We start from the raw sequence: 23,069 nt of genomic DNA, 5'->3' as shown, positions 1-23,069 counted from the left end.
GGCCCGGCAACCGTTCGGGTCAGCGGCTCACGCGCCGTACAGCGGCGCGGTCGCGTCCGTGGTGCGCAGGTAGTACGCCGGGTCCTTGTAGGTCCCAGGGACCTTGCCGAGGCCCTTGATGACGCCCGCGCCGTGGCTCACGGCGTACAGGTAGGCGTTGCCGGTGTCCTTGTCGATCGCGGTCAGCAGCGTGCTCTGGGTGCCGCAGCGTTCGGCGACCAGGCTCTCGAAGGTCTGCCAGGTGGAGGTGCGGATCTTGGTGACGATCGGCAGCTTGCCGGCCGCGCGGGGGATGCGGATCGTGTAGAGGGCACCGCCGCGGGTGTTGGCCAGGAACGTGTCGTAGGTCTTCGTCTCGCCGATCAGCGCCATCGTCTTCACGGCCGCGAACCCGTTGAAGCGGGTGACGATGTCGTAGGGGAAGTCGGTCCACTGGCGGTCGAAGCGGTACAGCACGCCGTCGTTGCGCAGCCGGTACGTCGAGACGAGCAGGTTGGACGGCCAGTACGACGTGCGTTCCATGTAGTTGTAGCCGCCGTAGTTCTTGCCGGAGTTGCTGAACCCGGTCACCGGCTTCCCGTTGCCGTCCGTGCCGTACCACGCGTTGTAGAGCGAGGTGTTGAGCATGACCTCACCGGAGGTCAGCTGGCCCGAGCTCGACTTCGGGCCGAGGCTCCAGGTCGTGCTCATCTTCGTGATGCCCGGGGTGAACATGTGGACGCCGGTGCCCTGCTGGGCGGTGACCGGCGCCGAGGCGGTGATGTTCGAGTAGCCGATGTCGCCGCCGCTGGTCACGGAACCGACGGTCATTGTGCAGGCGGCGGTGGCCGCGGACGTCGCGGTGGGGGCGGCGACCGCCGTACTCGCCGGGCCGGCGACGAGCGCACCGAGCAGTACGCCGGAGGCGGCGACCGCGGACGTGCGGAGGAGACTCATATCGGGCAGGTCCTTTCGGAGAAGGTTTCTCGATCAACTCGATACGGCCGCCGACGGAAAAGTTGCGGGACAAGGCGCAGTCCGTCCCCATCAAAGTCGCTGGATAACGCAACTTCGGCGGCGGAGGCTGCATCGTCTGAGGTGTGAAGAGCTACCTGAGACGAGCCTCCACCGCCGCAATGGCCGTCGTACTGCTGGGCACACTGGCCACCATCGCCCCCGGTACCGCGGCCGCTGGCCGGCTCCTGTACGCCGTCGGGCACGCGAACGGCACCTCGACCGTGATCCAGGGCCTGGGCAAGGTCCCCGGCACCTTCAAGGACCCCCTCGTCTCACTGTGGCGTCTCGACGACGCATCGCCGCGCAACGGCGAATAACAACTCCTGAAAGGCATTTCGATGAAACTGAACCGGGCCACCGCAGCGGCGGCCTCCGCTCTGCTGCTCGGCGGGCTGGCCGCATTGCCGGCCGGCACCGCGACCGCAGCCGGCACTGCGACCGCGGCCGCGGCCGCCGCCTGCTCGATCAACCTCGGCTCGATCACGGCCGGCGGTGACATGGCCAACGCCTCGGTCACCGCGACGTCGCCGGCCACCGTCAAGCGGTCGACCGGCCCGCACATGTTCTCCCCGGGACTCGCGAAGCTCGCGTCGACCTGGACCGACTCGCTCGGCGTCGGGGCGGACTACACGGTGTACGGCAACGTGATCGTCAGCGGGACCCTGTACGGCGGCTCGTACGGCGTGGATTCCACGGGCAAGCCGTTCACCTCGCTGAAGTCCCGCGGCGTCGGGTACATCGGCTACAAGGCGATCGAGACGTCGTACTACTGGGGCAAGACCAGCCGGAGTGCGGACTACCGGCTGCGCGGCGACGGGGTGCTCTACCGGTACACCTCGGGGGGCAGAATCGTGACGCGTTGGCCGGGCTACTCGTCGGTGAAGACGATGGCGCTGATCAGCGAGACCGCGACGTACGACACGTTCCTGGCCACGACGAACGGTGGCGCGCTCTACACGATCCACATCCCGGTCACCGGCGCGCCGGTCGTCAAGAAGGTTCGCACCTCGACCTGGCAGAGCTTCGAGTACCTGGTCGCGGAGAAGTGCGGCACGCAGAGCACGCTGCTCGCCGGGATCGACAAGGACACCGGTTCGGCGTACCTGTACGCCGTTGGCCACGCCAACGGTGCCTCGACCGTGATCAAGGGCCTGGGCAAGGTGCCCGGTGACTTCAAGGACCCGATCTACTTCCTGAACACCGCCGAGGGGAACGCCCCGCTGTTCGGCGAGTGAGCACAGCACAGGGCCCCGGCGACCAGTTGGTCACCGGGGCCCTGTCGCGTTCTCAGAAGTCGCCGCCGAAGTCTCCGCCGCCGAAGTCGAAGCCGCCGCCATCGCCACCGCCGTCGCCGCCGCCGTCGAACGGGTTGAAGTCGCCGCCGCCGTCACCGCCGCCGTCACCGCCGTCACCTCCGCCATCGCCGCCGCCGTCGTAGCCGCCTGCGAAGTCGCCGTACCCGCCGCCGGCGAACATGCCGCCGAGCATCGTGCCGAGGAACATGCCGGTCATCACACCGCCGAGCGCGCCGAACATGCCCTGCGCGTACGGCGAGTAGGCCGGGCCGGCCTCCCAGTACGGCACCCGCTGCGGGCCGACCATGACCTTGCGGACGTCCGGCTCGGCGCCGGCGCGGACCCGCTCGGCGTCGGCCGCACAGGCCGGCACCTCACGCTGCGCGCCACCCGGCGGCGCCCACATCACGTCCTCCACGGACGGACCGTGCTGCGGGTTGAAGAAGCAGGACGGGCGGCGCTGCGGCAACGGCTCGCCGTTCACCCGGGCGCGTACACAGGTAGCGGCGTACCGGCCGTCCTCGAGGATCTCGATCACGTGCTTGATCTGGTCGGCCTGCGTGACCTGACCGACCGCCTGCTTCGCGGACTCGTAGGAGTCCAGCGCGCGCTGGTAGTCCTGCCGCGCACCGTCGCCGAGGTCCTTGCCGACCATGTCCAGGTCGAGGTCCTGCAGCTCCTCGCCGAACCGGGTGATGTCCTCGTCAGCGGTCCGCTTCACCGACTCGAGCTCGGCGGCGGTGATCTCGTGCTGCTGCTTGGTCTGCAGCTGGGTCCGACGGTACGAGCGGTACGCCAGGACCGCGATCACCGCCACGGCGATGATCAGGATGAATTCCATTGTCGGGCCTCTCTCGGGGGCTTTAGGGAGAGCCTATCCAATCCCTCAAGATCGGCGACGCCACGCAGGGTGACGTAATCCCCGGAAAGCGGTCACCGTCGGCGCATAATCGAGGAGCGCGCCGCCCAGCGACTGTCCGTCCCCGCGCCGGAAGGCTGTTCATGGGCAAGACCGCGCGACTGCTGCCGCTCGTGCTGACGGCGGCTGCTCTGGTCCCGCTACCGCACGACAATCCCGCTCCTGATCCGTCGTACCAGGAGATCCCGCTCAACGGGCCGTCCGTCCAAGCCGAAACCACACCGTTCGGAATGGTCGGTATCACCTGGCCCGAAGGCGTCGGGGGAGTGACGGCGAAGGTTCGCGTCCAACGCGACGGGCAATGGACCGATTGGCAGCCGATGCACATCGAGGACGATCACGGTCCCGATCCATCGGATCCCGAAGGAATTGAGCGGGCCGGCACCGAGCCGTTGTGGGTCGGTAATGCCACGGGTGTGCAGGCGAGTGCGGTGACTGCTGCCGGCGCGGTCTCCGACGCCAAGGTGGTTCTGATCCAGCCCGGCGTGCTCAGCTCCGACTCCGAGGACCCGGGTGGCGTCGAAGTGGCGGCCAGCAGGGCGCCGTACCCGATGCCGTTGATGGTGAGCCGGAAACGCTGGGGCGCCGACGAGCGACTGCGTGCGTACAACGGTGCCTCGTGTGTGCGGCCGAAGTACACGACCACCGTGCTGGCGGCGTTCGTCCACCACACCGCCGATCGGAACGACTACACCCGCACGCAGGTCCCGGCGATGGTGCGGGCGATGTACGCGTACCACGTGAAGAGCCGCGGCTGGTGCGACCTCGGGTACAACTTCCTCGTCGACCGCTTCGGCCGCGTCTTCGAGGGGCGGTACGGCGGTGCACAGCTGCCGGTGCTCGGCGCGCACACGTCGTCGTTCAACGCGAACTCGTTCGGCGTCGCGGTGATCGGAAACTTCGAGAAGACCGCGCCACCGCCGGCGATGCTGGAGTCCACGGCGCGCGTGATCGCGTGGAAACTGGACGCCAACTACCGGTCGCCACTGGCAACGATCGTGCTCGACGGAAGCCGCCTGCACACGGTTTCCGGACACCGCGACACCAAGGCGACCGCGTGCCCGGGAACCCAGCTGTACAACAAGCTCGGCTGGCTGAAGCAGCGTGTGAACACCTTGATGAGCGGCAGTTTCTCGACCCCGATCTACGCGTACGCACGGAAACTCGGTTTCCGGAACCTCGGCCAGCCGTTCTGGGGCGAGCACCGGACCCGGACCGGCTGGGCGACGTACTTCGGCACCCGCGACGTCTTCTACTCCGTTGCCACCGGCCCGCATTCCACGTCCGGCGCTTTCCGGACCCGGTACCGGCGGCTCGGGGCAGGCAGCGCGCGGCTCGGGCTGCCGATCACGGACGCCTATCAGGTCGCAGGCGGATCGCGGCAGAAGTTCCAGCGCGGCTGGCTCGTCTGGGACCGGCGTGACCGTCAGGTCCACCTTGTCTACGGGAGATCATCATGAGAAGACGTGCCATCGCGGCCGTAGTTCTGTCGTCCACGGTGATCAGCGCGACCGCCCAGGCGCGCGACGTCGTACCGGCCGCGGCGCCGGACACGACGATCAACGGCCGCGGATTCGGGCACGGCCGCGGACTGTCGCAGTACGGCGCGCAGGGTGCGGCGCTGGCCGGGAAGCCGGCGAAGCAGATCCTCGACTTCTACTACCCGGGGACGACGACCGGGAAGGCGACCGGAAGCATTCGGGTCCGGGTCAGCGCCGACACCACCGACGGCGTGCGGGTCGGCGCGGTGAGCGGGCTCGCGGTCCGCTCGATGGCCACCGGCAAGGTCTACCCGTTGCCCAGGGCATCGACCCGGAACCAGTGGTCGATCGACCCGAACGGCGAACACGGCACGAAGATCAGCTCGTACGACGCGAAAGCCCGGAAGTGGACGCTCTACAAGACGTTCACGGGGATGGCGCAGTTCGAGGGCGCGGCCGTGATCGGGCTGGTCCTGCCGAGTGGCGCCGTACGCCGGTATCGCGGCGCGCTGCGGGCGATCGACGTGTCCGGGACGCATCTGGACACGGTGAACGTGCTGCCGCTCGAGTACTACCTGCGTGGTGTCGTACCTCGGGAGTCGGTGTCGAGCTGGCGGCCGGCCGCGTTGCAGGCGCAGGCCGTTGCCGCCCGCACCTATTCGGTGTTCCACCGGGCGCGCGCGGCGCGGAAAGCCTACGACTTGTGCGACACCACGTCCTGCCAGGTGTACGGCGGGTACGACTCGGAGGAAACGTCGACGAACAACGCGATCGCGGCGACCGCGGGACAGGTCCGGCTGTACAAGGGAAATCCGATCATCGCGGAGTTCTCCTCGTCGAACGGCGGGGCGACGGCGGCGGGTGACGCGCCGTACCAGATCACGAAGGCGGACGGCTGGGACGCGTACCCGAAGAACGGGAACCCGAACGTGTCGTGGACGGTGACCCGGACGGCCGCGCAGATGCAGGCGGTCTTCGACGTCGGGTCGATCCGCTACGTCCGGGTCCTGAAGCGGACCGGCGTCGGCCCGGGTGGCGGCCGGGCGCTCACCGTCGAGGCGGCCGGGTCGCGCGGGAAGCGGGTGCTGACGGCCGACCAGGTGCGGATCCGGCTCCACCTGCGGTCCGCATGGATCAGTTTCCCGGCCCGAACTCCTTGATATACCAACTGTTCCTCTCCGAGTGCCTCCTGGCTGAGGCATTGACGGGGCGTCCTTGTGCCGATTAAAACGTGACATCGCTGTCAACCACCGCCCAGGAGGAGCAGGTCGATGCGCAGAAAGATTGGTATATCAACTCGTCTGGCCGCCGGAGTGCTCGCGGTCGCGGTCCTCGGCTCGCTGAACATGACCACGGCCAGTGCCGGTGAGGCCGGGACCGACCCGACCGCTGCCGCTCGGGCGCGTGCGTCGTACGACGCGATCAACAAGTACTTCGACGCCGGCAAGGGGCTGCTGCTGGAGGAGTACCCGAACACGCAGAGCAACCCGTACTCGTACGTCTGGCCGTACTCGCAGGCGGCGATCGCGGCGGAGGACCTGGCCGGCGTACCGGGTGCGGGCCGGAAGGGCTCGGCGGAGGCCGATCGACGGCTTGCGGCGTACGAGTTCTACTGGAACGCCGGGACGACGCCCACCGGGTACGACTCGTACGTCCGGCCGCCGAACGGTCAGGGCGGCGACAAGTTCTACGACGACAACGAGTGGATCGGGCTGAACCTGATCCAGCGGTTCAAGCGGACTGGTGACCGTGCTGCACTCGCTCGTGCCAAGGAGATCTTCACGCTCGTCGTCCACGGCTGGGACACGGACCCGTCGCACCCGTGCGCCGGTGGCGTGTACTGGACCCAGGCGCCGTGGAGCCAGGACCGGAACACGGTGTCGAACGGCCCGGGCGCCGAACTCGGCGCCCACCTGTACCTGCTGACGCGGGACAAGTCGTACCTGACCTGGGCGCAGCGGATGTACCAGTGGGCGCAGGACTGCATGCTGGCGCCGAACGGTCTGTACTGGGACCACATCGACCTGGCCGGCAACATCGAGAAGACGCAGTGGAGCTACAACCAAGGCGTGATGCTCGGCGCCGGCGTGTTGTTGTTCAAGGCAACGGGTAACGTCCAGTACCTGCGCGACGCGAAGTCGGTCGCCAGCGCCTCGCTGGCGTTCTACAACACGCCTGAGATCCTGGCGAAGAACGGTGCGGCGTTCAACTCGATCTGGTTCAAGAACCTGTTGATCCTGGACTCGGTCGCGCCGGATCCCCGCTACCGCAAGGCGATGCAGTCGTACGCCGACTACAACTGGAACACCACGCGCGACCCCGCGACGAACCTCTACAAGTTCCGCGAGGGATCGGTCGAGCTCCTGCAGCAGTCCGGCATCACTCAGGTCCACGCACTGCTGGCGTGGCCGCGCTCGCAGTACCACCTCCTCGCCTGACCCCCACACCGTTACGTCCGAAGAAGTGAGGGCTCGCACCCACACTTCTTCGGACGTTGTGGGTCAGGCGGCGGCGGTTGCCGACTTGATGTCCACCGGCGTGATCGGCGTCCCGTCCTGGGGGCCGTTCTGCGGCGTGACGCCGGCCTCCGCGACCTTGTCGATCAGCTTCACGCTCGGCTCGTCGATCATCCCGAACGCCGTGTACTGCGGGGTCAGCCCGGAGGCGTCGCCGTACACGATGAAGAACTGGCTGCCGTTCGTGTTCGCGCCGGAGTTCGCCATCGCGAGGACGCCGCGGCCGTACTTCAGCGTCGGGTACACCTCGTCCGCGAAGCTGTAGCCCGGCCCGCCGGAGCCGCTCCCGGTCGGGTCGCCGCACTGCAGCACCTGCAGGCCCTCACCGACCGTCAGCCGGTGACACTTGGTGTTGTCGAAGTACTTCTGGCCGACCAGGCTCAGGAAGCTCTTCACCGTGCAGGGCGCGAGCGCGCTGTCGAGGGTGAGCTGCAGGTCGCCGATGGACGTGTTCAGGCTGACCTTCGACGTACCCGATGCCTTGGTCTTCCCCTCGGCCGGCAGGTTCACCTTCTTGGCGGCCGGCTCGGCGGACTTCTTGTACGCGCAGTTCACCTCGGACGCGAGCGGCGTCGCGCGCTTCGGGGCCGGTGCCATCGCGGTCGGGATGCTGGCCGGCTTGTTCTCCGGCGCGGCCGAGGCGGACGCGGCCGGCTTGTCGTCGCCAGCCACCCCGAACACCACGAAGACCCCGACGAGAACCACGACCACCGCCGCGACCGCGGTCACGGTGATCCCCAGATTCCGCCGCTGTCGCCGCCGCTCGACCTCCCGCTCAGCCTGCCGCTTCGCCTTCCGCGCCGCCAGCTGCTGCTGATGGGTCTTCTTGGACATGCAGAAACCCTCCTCACCGAGACACCTGCAGGGAACCTACAGCGAAAACCTGAGAACTGTCTGTCAATCCACCCGAATCGTGAGGTCTCGGTGCGGTTGGAACACCCGCTGGTGACTCGGGATAGGCAATAGCCTGTTCCCGGTCGCCGAGGGGGGTTACCACTACGGGTGGTCGGCGCCCCAGATGAGGCAGAATTCGTTGCCTTCGGGGTCTCTGAGGCATTGCCAGAGGGGGCCGTCGTAGATGTCGTCGGCTCGGGTGGCGCCGAGGGACAGGGCTCGGGCGATGGAGCGGTCCTTGGTGTCCGGGGGGACGTAGAGGTCCAGGTGGACGCGGTTCTTGCGGACCTGTTTGCCTTCGGGGACCTGGGCGAAATCCAGGCGGACGGTGCCGCCGCGGAGTTCGGTCACGCCGTGCTGATCGGGGCGGAGTTCGCCCCCGATCAGCGCCTGCCAGAACCTCCCCAGCGCGTCCGGATCCGCAGAGTCGAACGCGACCGCGTCAACCACCGGCAAGGGCAGCTCCGCCGCCCCGCCCTCCCCGGTCATCAGTCCTTGATCTCGCAGATGGCGGCACCGGCCGAGACCGTGGCGCCTACCTCGGCGCTGAGGCCGGTGACGGTGCCGGACTTGTGGGCGTTCAGGGGCTGCTCCATCTTCATCGCCTCGAGGACCACGATCAGGTCGCCCTCGGCGACCGTCGCGCCTTCCTCGACGGCGATCTTGACGATCGTGCCCTGCATCGGCGACGTCAGCGAGTCGCCGGACGCGGCCGAGTTCTTCGTGCCGCCTGCCCGCCGCGACGGCTTCTTCTTCGACCCGCCGGCGGCAGGGGCGGCGCCGATCGCACCGAGCCCGGCCGGGAGGACGACCTCGAGCCGTTTGCCCCCGACCTCGACGGTGACCTTCTCGCGCTTGGTATCGGACGGCGCCTCGGCCGTCGGGCCGTCGTACGGCGTGAGTTGGTTGTCGTACTCGGTCTCGATCCACCGCGTGTGGACCTTGAACCCGTCCGTCCCGACGAAGGCCGGGTCGGAGACGACCGCGGCGTGGAACGGGATCACCGTCGGCATGCCCTCGACGACGAACTCACGCAGCGCCCGTCGCGACCGCTCCAGCGCCTGCGTCCGGTCCCGCCCGGTGACGATCAGCTTCGCGACCAGCGAGTCGAACGCGCCCGGCACGGTCTCGCCCTGGTCGTACCCGCCGTCGAGCCGGATCCCCGGGCCCGAGGGAGCGTGCCAGCGCGTCAACGTCCCCGGAGCGGGCAGGAACCCGCGCCCGCCGTCCTCGGCGTTGATCCGGAACTCGATCGAGTGCCCCGAGACCACCGGGTCGTCGTACCCGAGCTCTTCGCCGTTGGCGATCCGGAACATCTCCCGCACCAGGTCGATGCCGGTGACCTCTTCGGAGACCGGGTGCTCGACCTGCAGCCGCGTGTTCACCTCGAGGAACGAGATCAGCCCGTCCTGGCCGACCAGGAACTCGCACGTCCCGGCGCCGACGTACCCGGCCTCGCGGAGGATCTTCTTCGACGACGAGTAGAGCAGCTCCAGCTGCTCGGGCGACAGGAACGGAGCCGGCGCCTCCTCGACGAGCTTCTGGTACCGGCGCTGCAGCGAGCAGTCCCGCGTCGACACCACGACAACGTTGCCGTGGGCATCGGCCAGGCACTGGGTCTCGACGTGCCGCGGCTTGTCCAGGTACCGCTCGACGAAGCACTCACCTCGGCCGAAAGCACTTGTCGCCTCACGCACAGCCGACTCGAACAGCTCCGGCACTTCCTCCAGCGTCCGCGCGACCTTCATTCCGCGCCCGCCACCGCCGTACGCCGCCTTGATCGCGATCGGCAGCCCGTACTCCTGGGCGAACGCCAGCACCTCGTCGGCTCCTGCAACCGGATCCGGAGTACCAGGGACCTGCGGCGCGCCGACCTTCTCCGCGATGTGCCGCGCCTTGACCTTGTCGCCCAGCGAGTCGATCGCCGACGGCGGCGGCCCGATCCAGATCAGTCCCGCGTCCAGCACGGCCTGCGCGAACTCGGCGTTCTCGGCCAGGAAGCCATAGCCCGGATGTACGGCGTTCGCGCCCGAGCGGGCCGCCACGTCCAGGATCTTGCCGATGTTCAGATAGGAGTCGGCCGGGGTCGACCCGTCCAGCGCGTAGGCCTCGTCGGCCAGCCGGACGAACAGCGCGTCCCGGTCCTGGTCGGCGTACACGGCGACGCTGCCCAGCCCCGCGTCGGCGGCGGCGCGGACGACCCGGACGGCGATCTCGCCCCGGTTGGCGACCAGCACCTTGGTGATCTGCAAGCTGTCGGACACAGCGACTCCCTTCGGCTGGCCCGAGTCTAGGGTCAAGCAGCCGTCCTGCGGGGAGGGTGTTGCTCACACCACGATCACAGCACGGTGGGTTGTCCCTCGAAGAAGGTCTCCAGGACCACGACTGTCTGAGTGCTGGTCACTCCGTCCACCTGATGGAGCGCACGCAGCGTCGCCTGCAGGTCCTCGGTGGTCGCCGTCCGGACCTTCACCAGGACCGACGCCGGCCCGGCGATGATGTGCGCCTCCTCGACCGCGGGGATCGTCCGCAACGCCTTGAGGGTCGGCTCGTCGCCCATCCAGGCGCCTGACTCGAGCATGACGAACGCCAGTACGCCGAGTCCGACCGCGGCCGGGTCGACGTCGACCGTCGTACGCCGGATCACGCCGGCCGCCTTCAGCTTCCGGACCCGTTCGTGGGCGGATCCGGCCGAGAGCCCGACCGCCTGCCCGAGCGCGGCGTACGACTGCCCGGCGTCCTCCTGCAACGCGGCCAGCAAGCCACGATCCACATCATCTATTGTCATATCGGTCACAAACCAAACCTAGTTCTGTCTGAGCTGTCAGCGACAGGATAGCGTTCCGCATATGACGATCACACTCAACGCCGCGCCGCAGCGGCTCCGGGCCGAACTCGTGGTGCTCGACGAGCGCTTCACCAAGATCGCGGGCGACGAGTACCTCGAATGCCTGTACGACGGCGGCCGCTGGCTCGAAGGACCGGCGTACTCGCCGGCCTGGCGCTGCCTCGTGTTCAGCGACATCCCGAACGACCGGTTGCTTCGCTGGGACGAGCTCTCCGGCCAGGTCAGCGTGTTCCGTCAGCCGTCCGGCCATGTCAACGGCAACACCATCGACCGCGCCGGCCGCCTGATCAGCTGTTCGCAGGGCGATCGCCAGGTGGTGCGAACGGAGTACGACGGCAGCCGCACGGTCCTCGCCTCGCACCTCGACGGCCGGCGGCTGAACAGCCCGAACGACGTGGTCGAGCGCAGCGACGGCTCGATCTGGTTCACCGACCCGCCGTACGGGATCACCTCGAGCTACGAGGGGTACGCCGCCGAGCAGGAGATCGACGGCTGCCACGTCTACCGGATCGCTCCGGACGGCGCGCTGACGGTGGTCGCGGACGACTTCACCCGCCCGAACGGCCTCGCGTTCTCCCGCGACGAGCGCCAGTTGTACGTCGTCGACACCCCGGGCAAACACATCCGCCGGTTCGACGTGGACGGCGAGAAGCTGACCGGGGGTGAGGTGTTCGCGCCGTGCGAGGGCGGGATGTTCGACGGCATCCGGCTGGACAGCGCCGGCCGGGTCTGGGCGGCGGCGCACGAGGGGGTGCACTGCTTCGACCCGGACGGCACGCTGATCGGCAAGCTGCTGCTGCCGGACATCGTGTCCAACCTGACGTTCGGCGGCCCGAAGGGCAACCGCCTGTTCATCACCGCGACCACATCGGTGTGGTCCTGGTTGTCGACCGCTCAGCGGTAGGACTTGGACACCGCGTCCAGCAGTCGCTCGAGGGCGTCGTACGTCGGGGTGTCCGCGACGTCGATGACGTCCTTGGCGACTGGTACGTCGTACTGATTGACGACGTTCGCGAACTGCGACTTGTCCGCGGTCCGGAACCCGTGCCGGGCCGCGAGCTGCTGCAGCTCGGCATCCGTGGAGAGCAGCTCGCCGAGCTTCTCCCCGTTGCCGTTCAATGAAATCAGCGTGTGCTTGGACTGAACGGTCGGCGATGGGTACATCAGCACCATGCCGGGTTTGAGCTTGCGCTGTACGGCGGCCTCCACGAACTGCGCCTCGTAGATGTTCACCATCGGCGACTTGCCCATGCCGAGTGAGAGGTAGTCGTCGAACGGACCTTCGCTGGAGTTGTCGGTGTAGCCCTGGTTGACGAACAGCGGCGCGACCAGCGGCACAACCTTCTGCTCGTCCGCCGCGCTCTCCACCACACTGTTGTGGTTGGCAACATAACTGACGATCGACAGGAACATCGCCGCCGAGTTCGAGGTGCGCGGGTCGGTGGTGGTGATCAGGATCCGCTTGTTCACCGGGTACGTCGTGTTGCCGCGGACGTTGGTCCAGCGCCAGTTCGCCTTCGCGAGGTCGACGTACTTGCGAACGTCGAAGTACCAGATGCCGTTGACCTGCTTGGCGATCCCGGTCGCGGACAGCAGGTCGACGATCGGCTGGTACGTCGCGATCGCCATCGGCGACGAGAACACCGAGTACTTCTTGCCGCTGACGGCCGGGCGTCCTGAGGCCGGCTGCAGGATCCGCTCCGCCGCTGTGGTGCTGGACGGGAACGCGAAGTCGTACTTGCCGAGATCGACCGAGGTGGCGATCTCGCGCGACCCGGCGGTGTCGACCTTCACCTCGAGACCGTGCTTGGCGAGCGCGGCCTTCACATCAGGATCCTCGAAGAACGCGCGCTTCTCGGATCCGATCACACCACCGACGGTGGTCAGCCCGGTCTGCGCCTGAACGTCGTCACCGTTGCGGACGGCGATCACAGTTGCGATCGTCGCCACCACGAGCACGCCGGCGACGGCGGCCGGGATCGCGATCGGGATCCGGCGGCGTGGGTTGCCGGGGCCGGCGGGAGTGGTCGGCGTACCGCCGTCGGCGTCGCCGGCTTCCAGGGCGACGGCTGGTCTGGTCCATTTGTCGCGTCCGTCGGGCTGCTCTTCGGCCTCCGGTTTCGGGGCGAGTTCGGCGCGGACTATGCGTTCGATCAGGATTGGTACGTAGTCGCGGACCGGGTCGCCGGCGAAGGACTCGCGGGCGGTGCGGATCGCGGTCTCGATGTCTTCGGGAGTATGGATGTCGGCGAAGGACTCGGCGAGCCTGCTGGTGAGGTTCTCGATCGCCTTGTCTTCACGGACGGTGTCGAGCTTCAAAGGATGTTCTCCACATCACGGTGACTGACTCCGGCGCTGTACCTCGGTGCCCCCGTTGCGGCGCCACGCATATCCTTCCGTCCGAGAGGTCCACAATCAGGAGGAGTCGTGATGACCGGAATTCTCGAACCGTTGGCAGGGTCCGCACCGGCCGTCTGGGAGAAGCTGGACGACCGGTTCGACGGGATCCGCGGTGACAGCCGCCTCGAACGGTTGTGGACCGGCGGCCGCTGGGTCGAGGGCCCGGTGTACTCCGCCGCCGGCCGGTACCTGCTCTGGAGCGACATCCCGAACGACCGCATCCTGCGCTGGGACGAGACGTCGTACCAGGTCTCCGTCTTCCGGCACCCGGCCGGCAACACCAACGGCCACACCCGCGACACGGAGGGCCGGCTCGTGAGCTGCGAGCACGGCAACCGGCGGGTGACGCGGACCGAGCACCACGGCGGCATCACAGTGCTCGCCCACGAGTACGACGGGAAGCGGCTGAACTCCCCGAACGACGTGGTGGTGAAGCGGGACGGCTCGATCTGGTTCACGGATCCGGCGTACGGGATCGACAGCGACTACGAGGGGTACAAGGGCGAGATCGAGACCGGCGGCTGCCACGTGTACCGGGTCGCGCCGGACGGTGGGCTGACCCGCGTCGCCGACGACTTCAACCGGCCGAACGGGCTCGCGTTCGCACTCGACGAGTCGTTGCTCTACATCACCGATTCGGAGGAGGGGACGATCCGCGTCTTCACCGTCGACGGCGACCAGTTGAGTGGCGGCGAACTGTTCGCCGAGTGCGGCAACGGCATCTTCGACGGCATCCGCCTCGACACCCAGGGCCGCGTCTGGGCGTCGGCCGCGGACGGCGTCCACGTCTACCACCCCGACGGCACGCTGCTCGGCAAACTCCTGGTTCCCGAGACCGTCAGCAACCTCACCTGGGGCGGCCCGAAACGCAACCGCCTGTTCCTGACCGCGACCACGTCCGTCTACTCCCTCTTCACCACCGTCAACGGCGCCCCGGAGGCCTACGGGCCAAGCGTCTGATTCCCCCGACCGGGGGAGCCTGTTCGCTCCCTGGAGGGAGGCGAGCCACTGCGGCGGATGGAAACCTCGACCTGGCCGGTACACATCGGGTGAACCGGTCGAGGAGGAGTTCAGGTGCGTTCGCTGTTGTGGGTTGTCGTGCTGTCGTTGCTGGGCGTCGCGGGCACGGCCTCACCGTCGCTTGCCGTCAGCAATAACCTGGCCGGGGAGATGAGCGTCACCGGCGCCGGCGGCGGCACGCTCGGGCCGGAGTGGAGGCCGTTCGAGGGCGATCCGGTCCGGTTCGAGATCGACGGGAGAGCGACCGATCCGTTGCATCCTTCCGGGTCGTTCCACGTCGTCCATCGCAAGCCGGACGGGCGCTTGCTGGCCGAGTTCAGTGGCCGCCTCACCAGTCTGAAGGCCGTGGACGAGGTGGCCGTGGCGACCGGCGTGATCGAGGTTGCAGATCACCCCGGCCTGGAACTGGCGATGGTCGGGAAACCGGTGAGCTTCACCGTGTACGACGGAGGATCGCAGGACCGGATCGGCTGGATGTGGGGCTTCTTCGGTGCACCCGTGGATCCGCTCCAAGGCACGGCGCCGGGCTTCGTCCTGACCGACGGAGGATTCCGGGTCGATGACGCCGCGGACTCGCCGGGGCCCGGGCGTGACGGTACGACGGTCAGCCTGCAGGCAGCCGCGGACGGTGGCACCACGGTTGCCGCGGCAACCGGTGGTCCGGGCGAGCCGATGCGCTTCGAACTTGCGGCGCACGTGCCGCGTGGTAGCGACCCGACGCAGGTCCGAGGCCGCTTCCGCTTCGTCGAAGCCGGTACGACGGAGGTCGAGGGGAAGCTCACTTGCCTGGCCACGGGCGGCCCGGTGGCGATGACAACCGGCATCGTGACCGGATCGACCGATCCCGCCCGCATCGGCAAGCCGGTGTCCTTCGCCCTGAAGGACGGCGCGATCGATCGCGTCGGCTGGCTGTGGGGCTGGTCCGATCCTCCGGCGCCGATCGCCGACTGCCGGTCGACCGTGCCGTTCCACGCCTCGCGCTGGGGTGGCGTGGTCGTGCGGTCCTGAGAAATCCGTTCGCTTCGGACGCGGCGGCCCAGGCCGACCAGCGACTGCAGCCGAGGAAGCCGTCGTCGGCTTCCTCGGCTGACGGCCGGTTCTCAGAGCTTCTTGACCTGGTCGATGATGGTGAAGACGGCCAGGAATCCGAAGGCCAGGAACGAGAACCACAGGACGGCCGAGCGCCAGGTGGGGATCCGGATGGCGTGCGGAAGGGCCCTCGAGTTCATCCACCAGAGCAGTCCGGAGTAGACGAACATCATCGTGCCGGCGGTGCAGGCGGAGATCACCAGGAGCACCAGCGGCTGGGTGAGACCGGCCAGCAGGACGATGATGCCGAAGGCAACCAGGCCCCAGACCAGCCAGAAGTACAGCTTGGACTCGGAGACCTTCGACTCCCGGAGGTACCGTGCCTTGACCATGTCGGCTGCCAGCCGGGACGTGTAGTCGACAATGCCGGCCGCCGCGGCGAACAGCGAAAAGGCGCCGATCGCCCAGAACAGGTAGCCGAACCAGTCACCGACCAGGGTCTGCAGCGTCGTCCCCTCGATCTTCAGGAAGCTGATGTTGTTCTTCACGGCGCTGTTGCCGAACAGGGTGGCGTGCGCGAGCATCGAGGTGAAGACGATCGTCACCACGGTGATCGCCACGAAGGTCGAGGCCTGCTCGATGTTCGCGAACTTCCACCAGCGCTTCCAGCGGGCCAGGTTCTCGTCGTTCGGCGGGAACGTGTAGCCGTTGGCGGTCGGGTCGGCCTCGGTCTCACCGGTCACGGGTGAGGTCAGCCGCGGCACGTGCACGCCCATCCCGAAACCCTTGTCCCGGATCCAGTTGCTCTGCACGAGGTTCTGGCCGCCGCCCGCTCCGGCGTACGCGATCGCTCCCATCACCAGCGCGAACCCGAGCTGCTCGGCCGGGAACTGCGGGTGCGTGACCGCGTCCCCGAGCGCGCTGTACGTCTTCCCGCGGATCGCGAACGCGAGCGCGAGGATTACGAGCAGCGCGACCGCCGCGATTTTCACCGCGATGAGCCGCTCGAGCATCACGTAGACGACCGGCGCGAGGGTCAGGATCGCGCCGATCACTACCAGCATGGCGATCGCGATCCAGCGCGGGTCGCCGGCGCCGAAGAGGTACGTGAGCATGCTCGCCGAGCTCGTTGCCCAGCCCGGCCAGAGGTTCGCGAAGTACGTCATGATCGCGAAGAACAGGCCCCAGTGCTTCCCGAACCGGTTGAAGCCGGTCAACGCTGTCTCACCAGTTGCCAGCGTGTACCGCTCGATCTCCATGTTCAGGAACCACTGGACCACCACGCCGACGACGGCGCCCCAGAGGAACACCAGGCCGACCTGGCTGGAGATGTAGGGCCAGAGGATGAATTCTCCCGAGGCCAGCCCGACCCCGGCGCCGACCATGCCGGGGCCGATGATCTTCCAGGTCTTGGTGGGCGGCTCGGGAAGGTCGCGAACCTGCGGTGCGGGCAGGTTCTTGGTCGGTAGCGCGAATCGTCCGTGGTCAGTCGACTTGGTGTCCGCCATGAGGCTCCTCACTTCCTCGACCCCCTTTCGGGAGGGTAGCGAATACTGTCGACAAGGGCGACCCGACACAGCCGAATGGCAGACTGACGTGCATGGGTGGGGTGACAGTCCTGATCGCGTCGTACGCCGGTGCCGCCAGCGCACCCGCCTACGCGCGACTGGCCGGCCTGGCCGCCGAGTTGCCGGGGGAGCAGCTGGTACGCCGGGACGCCGGATGGCCCGTCCTGGTGTACGCCGACCCGCTCGACGCGACCTCCGCAGCGCAGTCGCTCCGGGACGCAGCCTCCCAGGTGCCTGCTGGTGAGCTGCTCCGGATCGTCCTGCACACCGCACCGGCAACGACCCAGGCCGTCCGGCATGCCGAGCATTTGCTGGCGATCGCCAATCCGGGACAGACGTTGCTGACCGCAACAACCGCCGCCGGACTCACGGATGTGATCGATCTCGGCATGCACCGGTTGCGGGATCTCGGTTCGCCGGAGCGGGTCTTCGAGCTCACCTCCACCGCCGAGCCGTTGCGATCCCTGGACGGCGTGCCGAACAACCTGCCGGTGATGTTCACGAGCTTCGTCGGCCGGGAGACCCAGGTTGCAGCGCTCCGTACCCAGCTCTCCGGCAGTCGCCTCGTCACCCTCACCGGACCGGGCGGTAGCGGAAAGACCCGACTGGCTGCGCAGACCGCGGCGCAACTGGCCGAACGCTGGCCGGACGGCGTCTGGTGGGTCGACCTCTCCGCTGTCACCGACAGTACGCAGATCCCCGAGACGGTCGCTGCCGCGATCGGTCTCCTGGTCGAAGCCGGTGACCGCCTGCTCATCGGGCAGCTCCGTACCAAACGCGCCCTGATCTGCCTCGACAACTGTGAGCAGATCATCGAAGGCGTCGCCGAGTTCGTCGTCGCCCTCCAGACCGGCTGCCCGGAGATCTCCGTCCTCGCGACGAGCCGGGAGCCGTTGGACGTGCCCGGCGAGGCGATCTGGCGCGTACCTGCACTTGCTCCGGACGAAGCACGAGCGCTGTTCCTCGAGCGCGCCGGCGGTCTTGCGCAACCCGAGTCGGACCAGGCGATCCGCTCGATCTGCGTGCGTTTGGACGGTATTCCGCTGGCCCTGGAGTTGGCAGCCGCCTGGGTCCGCACGCTGACGCCGGAACAGATCTTGGCAGGTCTGAGCGATCGGTTCGGTCTGCTGACCAAGAACGTTCGTGGTGTCGCGGCACGCCAGCGCACTCTCGCCGCGTCGATCGACTGGAGCTACGACCTGCTCGACGAGGACGAGCGTCAGGTCTTCCGCCGGCTGGCGGTCTTCGCCGGTGGGTTCACCCTCGACGCAGCATCGGCCGTCTGCGGCGCCGTACTGGACGTTCTCGCGCGCCTTGTCGACAAATCGCTTGTCGTCGCCGAGGGCGGGCGGTACCGGCTGCTGGAGACGATCCGCGAGTACGCCGGAACACGTTTGACGGCGGACGACGACGTACAGGATCGGCATCTCGACCACTTCCTCGAGGTCGCCGAGGCCGCAGAACCCTTGCTGGACAAGGATCGCGACGCGTGGCGCGCTTTGATCGAACCGGATCGCGAGAACTACCGCGCCGCGCTGGAAAACGGACTTTCCGCGGACGATCCGGAACGCGGCCGGCGTCTCGCCGCGGCGCTGCGGTGGCTGTGGAACCTGCAGGCGACCGGCAACGAGGGCATCGGCTACCTGCGGCGCGCGATCGATCGCGCGCCGGACGACAGAACGTTGCTGCAGGCCCGTTTGCTCTACGGGTACGCGACCGTCGCCGACACCGTCGACCCGTTCGGGTACGACGCGGCGGGCCGCGGGCTCGAACTCGCGACCGAATTGGATGACGACCGGCTGCGTTCGCTGTTCCTCGCACTGGTCGCGGTCGGCGAGTTCTTCACCGACTTCCAGAAAGCGTGGGATCTGACGGCGGAAGGCGTACGGCTGGCCGACGGGATCGGCGACGAATCGGCCCGGAACGCGAACGTCGCCCTGCAGTGCGTACTGCTCTCGCTGTGGGATCGCCACGACGACCTCCGCCCGCTGCTCGATCGCGCCGCCGACGGTCTGATCACCAGCGGCGAACGCGGTATCGCCTCGACCGTGCTGACCGTCTGGTCCGAGAGCCTGGTCTCCACCGGTGAACCGTTGCGGGCGGTCGAGATCGCCGAACGCGCCCTCGCCGCCGCCGAACCGCTCGCCGACTTCCACCGCGTCGGGACCGCCCGCGGGCAACTGGCGTCGGTGCTGGCCAGGACGGGCCGACTCGACGAAGCACGCGAGTTGATGCGGCCACTGCTCGAGCTGGCCGACACGGCGGGCGCCGTCGTACCGAATCTCGGTCAAGTCATGGGGCTGATCTCGTTCTGGAGCGGCGAGTACGACGCAGCGGTCGAGTGGCTGGCCCGCGACACCGCGCCGGACAGTCCGCTCGCGGGGACGTTCGCACCCGCGATGCTGCTCCCCACCGTCGCCGCTGCGAAGCGTGCCCGCGGACAGGACGCGCCCGAGCTGCTCGAACGCGCGGCCGAGCTGGCGCGTCGCTACAACCTCCCGCGGATCCTGGCTGACGCGCTCGATCAACTCGGCCGGATCGCGATCACCGAACACCCGGACAAGGCGGCAGACCTCCTGCACCAGGCGCTGACGATCCGCGTCGACCACGGCCTGCGCACGTACGTCATCGACAGCCTGGAATCCCTTGCTCTACTGGCAATCCACACCAACCGCGCGACCGACGCAACCCGCCTGTCCGCATCCGCAGCCGCCGCCCGCAAAGAGCTCGGCCTGGCAACACCGCCCGACCTCCCAGAGCTTGCGAGCGGTATGGACGAGCCACCGCTCCCGTTGGACGAGGCCGTCGCGTATGCCCGGCGTACCCGCGGCGCCCGCGGCCGCCCGTCGTCGGGATGGGCCAGCCTCACGCCAACCGAGGAACAGGTGGTCGCTCTCGCGGTCGAAGGCCTCAGCAACCCGGAGATCGGCGAACGCCTGTTCATGAGCCGCGGCACGGTCAAGACGCACCTCGCCCACGTCTACGCCAAACTCGGCGTCTCCAACCGCACCGAACTGGCCTCCCTCAAGAGGCCCTGAGCATCTCCACAGCCTTCGCAATCCGCCGAGCTCGCGTCTCCGCCTTCTTGGCGTCCACGATCGCGTTCACATGCTCGCGCCGATGGCTGTAACTCAACCCGTCGAACGCCTCCCGCAACCCCGCCTCCGCCAACGCCGCCGCAAGATCCTCCGGCACCTCCACAACCCGTTCACCGGTGTCCCGCTCCACGGTGACCGTCACCGCGTCCCCGTCCCCCTTCCCCAACTCGCTACGAATGCTCTTCAGCACCCCCAACGCCATACACCCACCCATAGACGCAATCGACCCCCGATACCCCACCCCGTCAAACGTAGCCACCACCGGAATCCGCCCACCCCCACCCAGCGCAGCAACCACGTCCCCCGGCACCTCAACCCAGGCACCCCCGCCGTCGTTGACCAAGATCCGAGCCTCGAACGTCTCCATAGCGCCACGGTACAAAGGCCTCCACCAACGCCGACAGATCCCACCTCGCCCCGCGGGTAACAGGAGGGGATAACCGGCTCTTGTGATGCATGTGTGGGTCGGTTGGGCTGAGTTGGGTGGCCGGTCGTCGGTCACGGGGATGGATAACCCCTCGCGTTCAGGGTCCTCCCCTCGCGTATCAGTAGAGAACCCACCATTGAAGGGGATATCCGTTCTTCGCCAGGTCTGTCGGTGGGACCGGGGCGTCGAGTCGTGGGTTTTGGCGGTCAGCTGCGGCCTCGATTCACGACTCGCGGTTTCGAGGGGTAACCGAACGCCACGACTCGGCGTGAGGCCGCGTGGGCTGTCGTGGCGGGGAGAGAAAACGTCGCTATATGCAACTTTGTTTCCCCGCTCTTGGGGTTGGCGCGGATCGGGCAGGAGTTCTTCCCACTGATCTCCGTCATGGACAGAAGAGCCGGATAACCCATCTTCTGCTCGGCGGGCGAAAGGCCGCTCTACGGCTGTTGTTGGGCGAGTTTGCTGGGCCACCAGACCTTCTTGCCTAGGTCGTGGGCCAGGGAGGGGACCAGGAGGGAGCGGACGACGGTGGTGTCGAGGAGGACGCCGAAGGCGACCATGAAGGCTATTTGGGCCAGGAAGAGGATGGGGAGGACGGCCAGGGCGGAGAAGGTCGCGGCGAGGACTACGCCGGCGGAGGTGATGACGCCGCCGGTGACGGCCAGGCCGATCAGGATTCCGGGTCTGGTGCCGTGTTCCTGGGATTCCTCGCGGACCCGGGTCATCAGGAAGATCGAGTAGTCGATGCCCAGGGCAACTAGGAAGACGAACGCGTAGAGCGGGATGCCGGGGTCGGCGCCGGGGAACTTGAAGACGTGGTTGAACATCAGCGCGCTGACGCCGACGGTCGCGCCGAACGACAGGACGTTCGCGATGACCAGCAGGATCGCGGCGACCAGCGAACGCAGCAGCAGCATCAGGACGACGAAGATGACCGCGAGGATGGTCGGGATGATCACCCGCAGGTCGCGCTGCGCGGCGTCCAGTACGTCGAGGTTGATCGCGGTGTTGCCGCCCACGAGGATGTCGGGGCTCACCTTGTCCAGTTCGGTCCGCAGGTGCTTGACCACCTTGGTCGCATCCGGTGAGTCGGCCTGCACCTTCAAGGTGGCCTGGACCAGTACCTTGCCGTCGACAACCTTCGGCGGTACGCCGGGAGCGGCCGAGGCGGAGGCGCCGCCGACACCGTCGACCTGTGTCGCGGTCTGGACCACCTGATCGGCCAGAGCGACCGGGGTCAGGATCTGCACCGGCGTACCCGCTCCGGCGTCGAAGTGCTTGGCCAGCTGCTCCTGGCCCGTCACCGACTCGACCTTGTTCAGGAACAGGTCCTCCTGCGACGTACCGCTGGCCTTGAACGTCGGCAGGAACGCGGCGCAGGCGAGCAAGGCCAGCGCCGAGATCACCCAGACCTGCCGGGAACGCCGGCCGACCAGGCCCGACACGCGTCCCCAGAGGCGGCGCCCGCCGACCTGGTCGCTGGAGTGCACGTGGTCGACGCGCGGGATCGACGGCCAGAAGATCCGCCGGCCGAACGCGAGCAGGATCGCCGGCAGGAACGTCATCGACGCGATCAGGGCACCGGCGATCCCGAACGCGCCGACCGGCCCGAGACCCTTCGTACTGCCGAGCTGCGAGAGCAGCAGACAGAGCAGACCGAGGATGACCGTCGCCGCACTGGCCGCGATCGGCTCGATCGAGGCTCGCCACGCGACCCGCATCGCCTGGTACTTGCTGTCGTAGTCGTGCAGTTCCTCTTTGTAACGGGAGACGAGCAGCAGCGAGTAATCGGTGGCCGCGCCGACGACCAGGATGAAGAGGATGCCCTGGCTTTGGCCGTTCAGTTGCAGTACGCCGTTCTTCGCCAGCGGATAGACCACGAGCGCGGCGAGCGCGAGACCGAAGATCGCGGTGAGCAGTACGGCGACCGGGAGGATCGGGCTGCGGTACACGATCAGCAGGATCACGAACACGACCGCGAGCGCGACCCCGAGCAGGATCCCGTCGATCCCGCTGAACGCGACCACGAAGTCCGCGAACACCCCGCCCGGACCGGTCACGAAGACCTGCAGACCAGTCGGTGTGAGGTCTTGTTTGATGTCGGTCCGCAGTGCGTCCGCGACCGCGAACAGCACCGTCTGGCCCTCCTTGACGACCTCGTCGGCGCGGTCGCCGTTCGTCTGGACGGTGAGTAACAAGGCCTTCCCGTCCTTCGACGGGGTCGCGGCGGCGACCGGAGCGACCAGGTAGTCGCCGAGCTTCTTCCCGTCCCCGATCTCGAGCGTCGGGATCGTGGCCGCGAACGCCTTGACCTTGTCCTGGTCCTGCGGGGTGATCCCGGATTCGCGCTCGACCAGGACGAAGTACGGCAGGGCCTTGGAGTCGACGAACTTGGCGGTCTCGTTGGCGACCACCGTCGATTCGGCCTGTTTCGGAAGGAAATTGGCGTTGTCGTTCTGCTGGACCTCGCTCAGCTTTCCGACCGCCGGTCCGCCGAGGGCGCCCAGCACGAGCCAGATGATCAGTACGGCGGCGATCCCCGCCCTCCACCTCCACCGATTCACGGGGGCACAGTACC

At 67.9% G+C, this 23,069-nt stretch carries 19 protein-coding genes; 9 read left to right on the top strand and 10 right to left on the bottom strand.

Features of this window, described 5'->3' with window-relative positions:
• Positions 1-27: 27 nt before the first annotated feature.
• The gene (locus E0H45_RS31870) at positions 28-936 is read right to left on the bottom strand and encodes a hypothetical protein (RefSeq protein ID WP_238155451.1); all 909 of its coding nucleotides are present in this window, start codon (positions 934-936) and stop codon (positions 28-30) included.
• 143 nt (positions 937-1,079) lie between these two features.
• On the opposite strand from E0H45_RS31870, the gene E0H45_RS31865 reads away from it, so the two are divergent.
• A complete protein-coding gene (locus E0H45_RS31865) occupies positions 1,080-1,313 on the top strand; it encodes a hypothetical protein (RefSeq protein WP_131344333.1) in 234 nt (77 codons plus the stop codon).
• A gap of 21 nt (positions 1,314-1,334) precedes the next feature.
• Positions 1,335-2,231 carry a hypothetical protein gene (locus tag E0H45_RS31860; RefSeq protein WP_238155450.1) on the top strand — a complete coding sequence of 299 codons (897 nt, stop codon included), beginning with the start codon at positions 1,335-1,337 and terminating at the stop codon, positions 2,229-2,231.
• Positions 2,232-2,283: 52 nt separating this feature from the next.
• Here E0H45_RS31860 and E0H45_RS42625 read toward each other — a convergent pair whose 3' ends face one another.
• Positions 2,284-3,132, bottom strand: coding sequence for a hypothetical protein (locus E0H45_RS42625; RefSeq protein ID WP_165546669.1), 849 nt, complete (start codon positions 3,130-3,132; stop codon positions 2,284-2,286).
• Positions 3,133-3,293: 161 nt separating this feature from the next.
• Between E0H45_RS42625 and E0H45_RS31850 the strand changes: the two genes are divergently transcribed.
• The 3 genes from E0H45_RS31850 to E0H45_RS31840 all read left to right on the top strand — a co-directional run bounded on the left by E0H45_RS31850 (position 3,294) and on the right by E0H45_RS31840 (position 7,129).
• Positions 3,294-4,670, top strand: coding sequence for a peptidoglycan recognition protein family protein (locus E0H45_RS31850; protein WP_131344329.1), 1,377 nt, complete (start codon positions 3,294-3,296; stop codon positions 4,668-4,670).
• On the top strand, positions 4,667-5,851 hold the full coding sequence (locus E0H45_RS31845; RefSeq protein WP_131344327.1) for a SpoIID/LytB domain-containing protein: 1,185 nt from the start codon (positions 4,667-4,669) through the stop codon (positions 5,849-5,851). The genes E0H45_RS31850 and E0H45_RS31845 overlap by 4 nt, the downstream gene beginning before the upstream one ends.
• Before the next feature lie 111 nt (positions 5,852-5,962).
• Positions 5,963-7,129, top strand: coding sequence for a glycoside hydrolase family 76 protein (locus E0H45_RS31840; RefSeq protein WP_131344325.1), 1,167 nt, complete (start codon positions 5,963-5,965; stop codon positions 7,127-7,129).
• Positions 7,130-7,192: 63 nt separating this feature from the next.
• On the opposite strand, the gene E0H45_RS31835 is transcribed toward E0H45_RS31840, so the two are convergent.
• From E0H45_RS31835 to E0H45_RS31820, 4 genes are all read right to left on the bottom strand, one after another.
• Positions 7,193-8,041 (bottom strand): peptidylprolyl isomerase, encoded by an 849-nt coding sequence (locus E0H45_RS31835; RefSeq protein WP_131344323.1) that lies wholly within the window; start codon positions 8,039-8,041, stop codon positions 7,193-7,195.
• A 162-nt stretch (positions 8,042-8,203) separates the two neighbouring features.
• Positions 8,204-8,590, bottom strand: coding sequence for a VOC family protein (locus tag E0H45_RS31830; protein ID WP_131344321.1), 387 nt, complete (start codon positions 8,588-8,590; stop codon positions 8,204-8,206).
• Complete coding sequence (locus E0H45_RS31825) at positions 8,590-10,365, bottom strand: acetyl/propionyl/methylcrotonyl-CoA carboxylase subunit alpha (protein WP_131344319.1); 1,776 nt, start codon at positions 10,363-10,365, stop codon at positions 8,590-8,592. Before E0H45_RS31825 ends, E0H45_RS31830 begins: the two co-directional genes overlap by 1 nt.
• Positions 10,366-10,439: 74 nt before the next feature.
• Positions 10,440-10,874 (bottom strand): Lrp/AsnC family transcriptional regulator, encoded by a 435-nt coding sequence (locus E0H45_RS31820; protein WP_238155448.1) that lies wholly within the window; start codon positions 10,872-10,874, stop codon positions 10,440-10,442.
• A 76-nt stretch (positions 10,875-10,950) separates the two neighbouring features.
• Between E0H45_RS31820 and E0H45_RS31815 the strand changes: the two genes are divergently transcribed.
• On the top strand, positions 10,951-11,853 hold the full coding sequence (locus E0H45_RS31815; protein WP_131344317.1) for an SMP-30/gluconolactonase/LRE family protein: 903 nt from the start codon (positions 10,951-10,953) through the stop codon (positions 11,851-11,853).
• Here the strand turns inward: E0H45_RS31815 and E0H45_RS31810 are convergent.
• Positions 11,844-13,268 carry a three-helix bundle dimerization domain-containing protein gene (locus E0H45_RS31810; RefSeq protein WP_238155447.1) on the bottom strand — a complete coding sequence of 475 codons (1,425 nt, stop codon included), beginning with the start codon at positions 13,266-13,268 and terminating at the stop codon, positions 11,844-11,846. The two genes, E0H45_RS31815 and E0H45_RS31810, sit on opposite strands and share 10 nt — an antisense overlap.
• Positions 13,269-13,379: 111 nt before the next feature.
• Between E0H45_RS31810 and E0H45_RS31805 the strand changes: the two genes are divergently transcribed.
• Together E0H45_RS31805 and E0H45_RS31800 are read left to right on the top strand one after the other, a co-directional pair.
• Positions 13,380-14,309, top strand: a complete 930-nt coding sequence (locus E0H45_RS31805) for an SMP-30/gluconolactonase/LRE family protein (RefSeq protein ID WP_131344315.1) — start codon at positions 13,380-13,382, stop codon at positions 14,307-14,309.
• Between the two features lie 114 nt (positions 14,310-14,423).
• Positions 14,424-15,377 carry a hypothetical protein gene (locus E0H45_RS31800; RefSeq protein WP_131344313.1) on the top strand — a complete coding sequence of 318 codons (954 nt, stop codon included), beginning with the start codon at positions 14,424-14,426 and terminating at the stop codon, positions 15,375-15,377.
• Between the two features lie 92 nt (positions 15,378-15,469).
• On the opposite strand, the gene E0H45_RS31795 is transcribed toward E0H45_RS31800, so the two are convergent.
• Positions 15,470-16,906, bottom strand: a complete 1,437-nt coding sequence (locus tag E0H45_RS31795; protein WP_131344311.1) for an Nramp family divalent metal transporter — start codon at positions 16,904-16,906, stop codon at positions 15,470-15,472.
• Positions 16,907-16,998: 92 nt separating this feature from the next.
• Here E0H45_RS31795 and E0H45_RS31790 point away from each other — a divergent pair, with 92 nt between their 5' ends.
• On the top strand, positions 16,999-20,004 hold the full coding sequence (locus E0H45_RS31790; RefSeq protein WP_131344309.1) for a helix-turn-helix transcriptional regulator: 3,006 nt from the start codon (positions 16,999-17,001) through the stop codon (positions 20,002-20,004).
• Here the strand turns inward: E0H45_RS31790 and E0H45_RS31785 are convergent.
• Together E0H45_RS31785 and E0H45_RS31780 are read right to left on the bottom strand one after the other, a co-directional pair.
• Positions 19,991-20,431, bottom strand: coding sequence for a YdeI/OmpD-associated family protein (locus E0H45_RS31785; protein WP_131344307.1), 441 nt, complete (start codon positions 20,429-20,431; stop codon positions 19,991-19,993). The two genes, E0H45_RS31790 and E0H45_RS31785, sit on opposite strands and share 14 nt — an antisense overlap.
• Before the next feature lie 497 nt (positions 20,432-20,928).
• Entirely contained in the window at positions 20,929-23,055 is a 2,127-nt protein-coding gene (locus tag E0H45_RS31780) for an MMPL family transporter (protein WP_238155446.1), read from the bottom strand.
• Between the last annotated feature and the right edge of the window lie 14 nt (positions 23,056-23,069).

Origin of the sequence: Kribbella soli (genome assembly GCF_004331345.1) — a bacterium.
GTDB lineage: Bacteria > Actinomycetota > Actinomycetes > Propionibacteriales > Kribbellaceae > Kribbella > Kribbella soli.
The sequence above is the reverse complement of the archived record's forward strand: the minus strand, read 5'-3'. Positions and strand labels throughout refer to the sequence as shown.

Coding starts and splice junctions, on each gene's coding strand:
- E0H45_RS31870 (WP_238155451.1), bottom strand. CDS start 936: ATGAGTCTCCTCCGCACGTCCGCGGTCGCCGCCTCCGGCGTACTGCTC.
- E0H45_RS31860 (WP_238155450.1), top strand. CDS start 1,335: ATGAAACTGAACCGGGCCACCGCAGCGGCGGCCTCCGCTCTGCTGCTC.
- E0H45_RS42625 (WP_165546669.1), bottom strand. CDS start 3,132: ATGGAATTCATCCTGATCATCGCCGTGGCGGTGATCGCGGTCCTGGCG.
- E0H45_RS31850 (WP_131344329.1), top strand. CDS start 3,294: ATGGGCAAGACCGCGCGACTGCTGCCGCTCGTGCTGACGGCGGCTGCT.
- E0H45_RS31845 (WP_131344327.1), top strand. CDS start 4,667: ATGAGAAGACGTGCCATCGCGGCCGTAGTTCTGTCGTCCACGGTGATC.
- E0H45_RS31840 (WP_131344325.1), top strand. CDS start 5,963: ATGCGCAGAAAGATTGGTATATCAACTCGTCTGGCCGCCGGAGTGCTC.
- E0H45_RS31835 (WP_131344323.1), bottom strand. CDS start 8,041: ATGTCCAAGAAGACCCATCAGCAGCAGCTGGCGGCGCGGAAGGCGAAG.
- E0H45_RS31830 (WP_131344321.1), bottom strand. CDS start 8,590: ATGACCGGGGAGGGCGGGGCGGCGGAGCTGCCCTTGCCGGTGGTTGAC.
- E0H45_RS31815 (WP_131344317.1), top strand. CDS start 10,951: ATGACGATCACACTCAACGCCGCGCCGCAGCGGCTCCGGGCCGAACTC.
- E0H45_RS31805 (WP_131344315.1), top strand. CDS start 13,380: ATGACCGGAATTCTCGAACCGTTGGCAGGGTCCGCACCGGCCGTCTGG.
- E0H45_RS31795 (WP_131344311.1), bottom strand. CDS start 16,906: ATGGCGGACACCAAGTCGACTGACCACGGACGATTCGCGCTACCGACC.
- E0H45_RS31790 (WP_131344309.1), top strand. CDS start 16,999: ATGGGTGGGGTGACAGTCCTGATCGCGTCGTACGCCGGTGCCGCCAGC.
- E0H45_RS31785 (WP_131344307.1), bottom strand. CDS start 20,431: ATGGAGACGTTCGAGGCTCGGATCTTGGTCAACGACGGCGGGGGTGCC.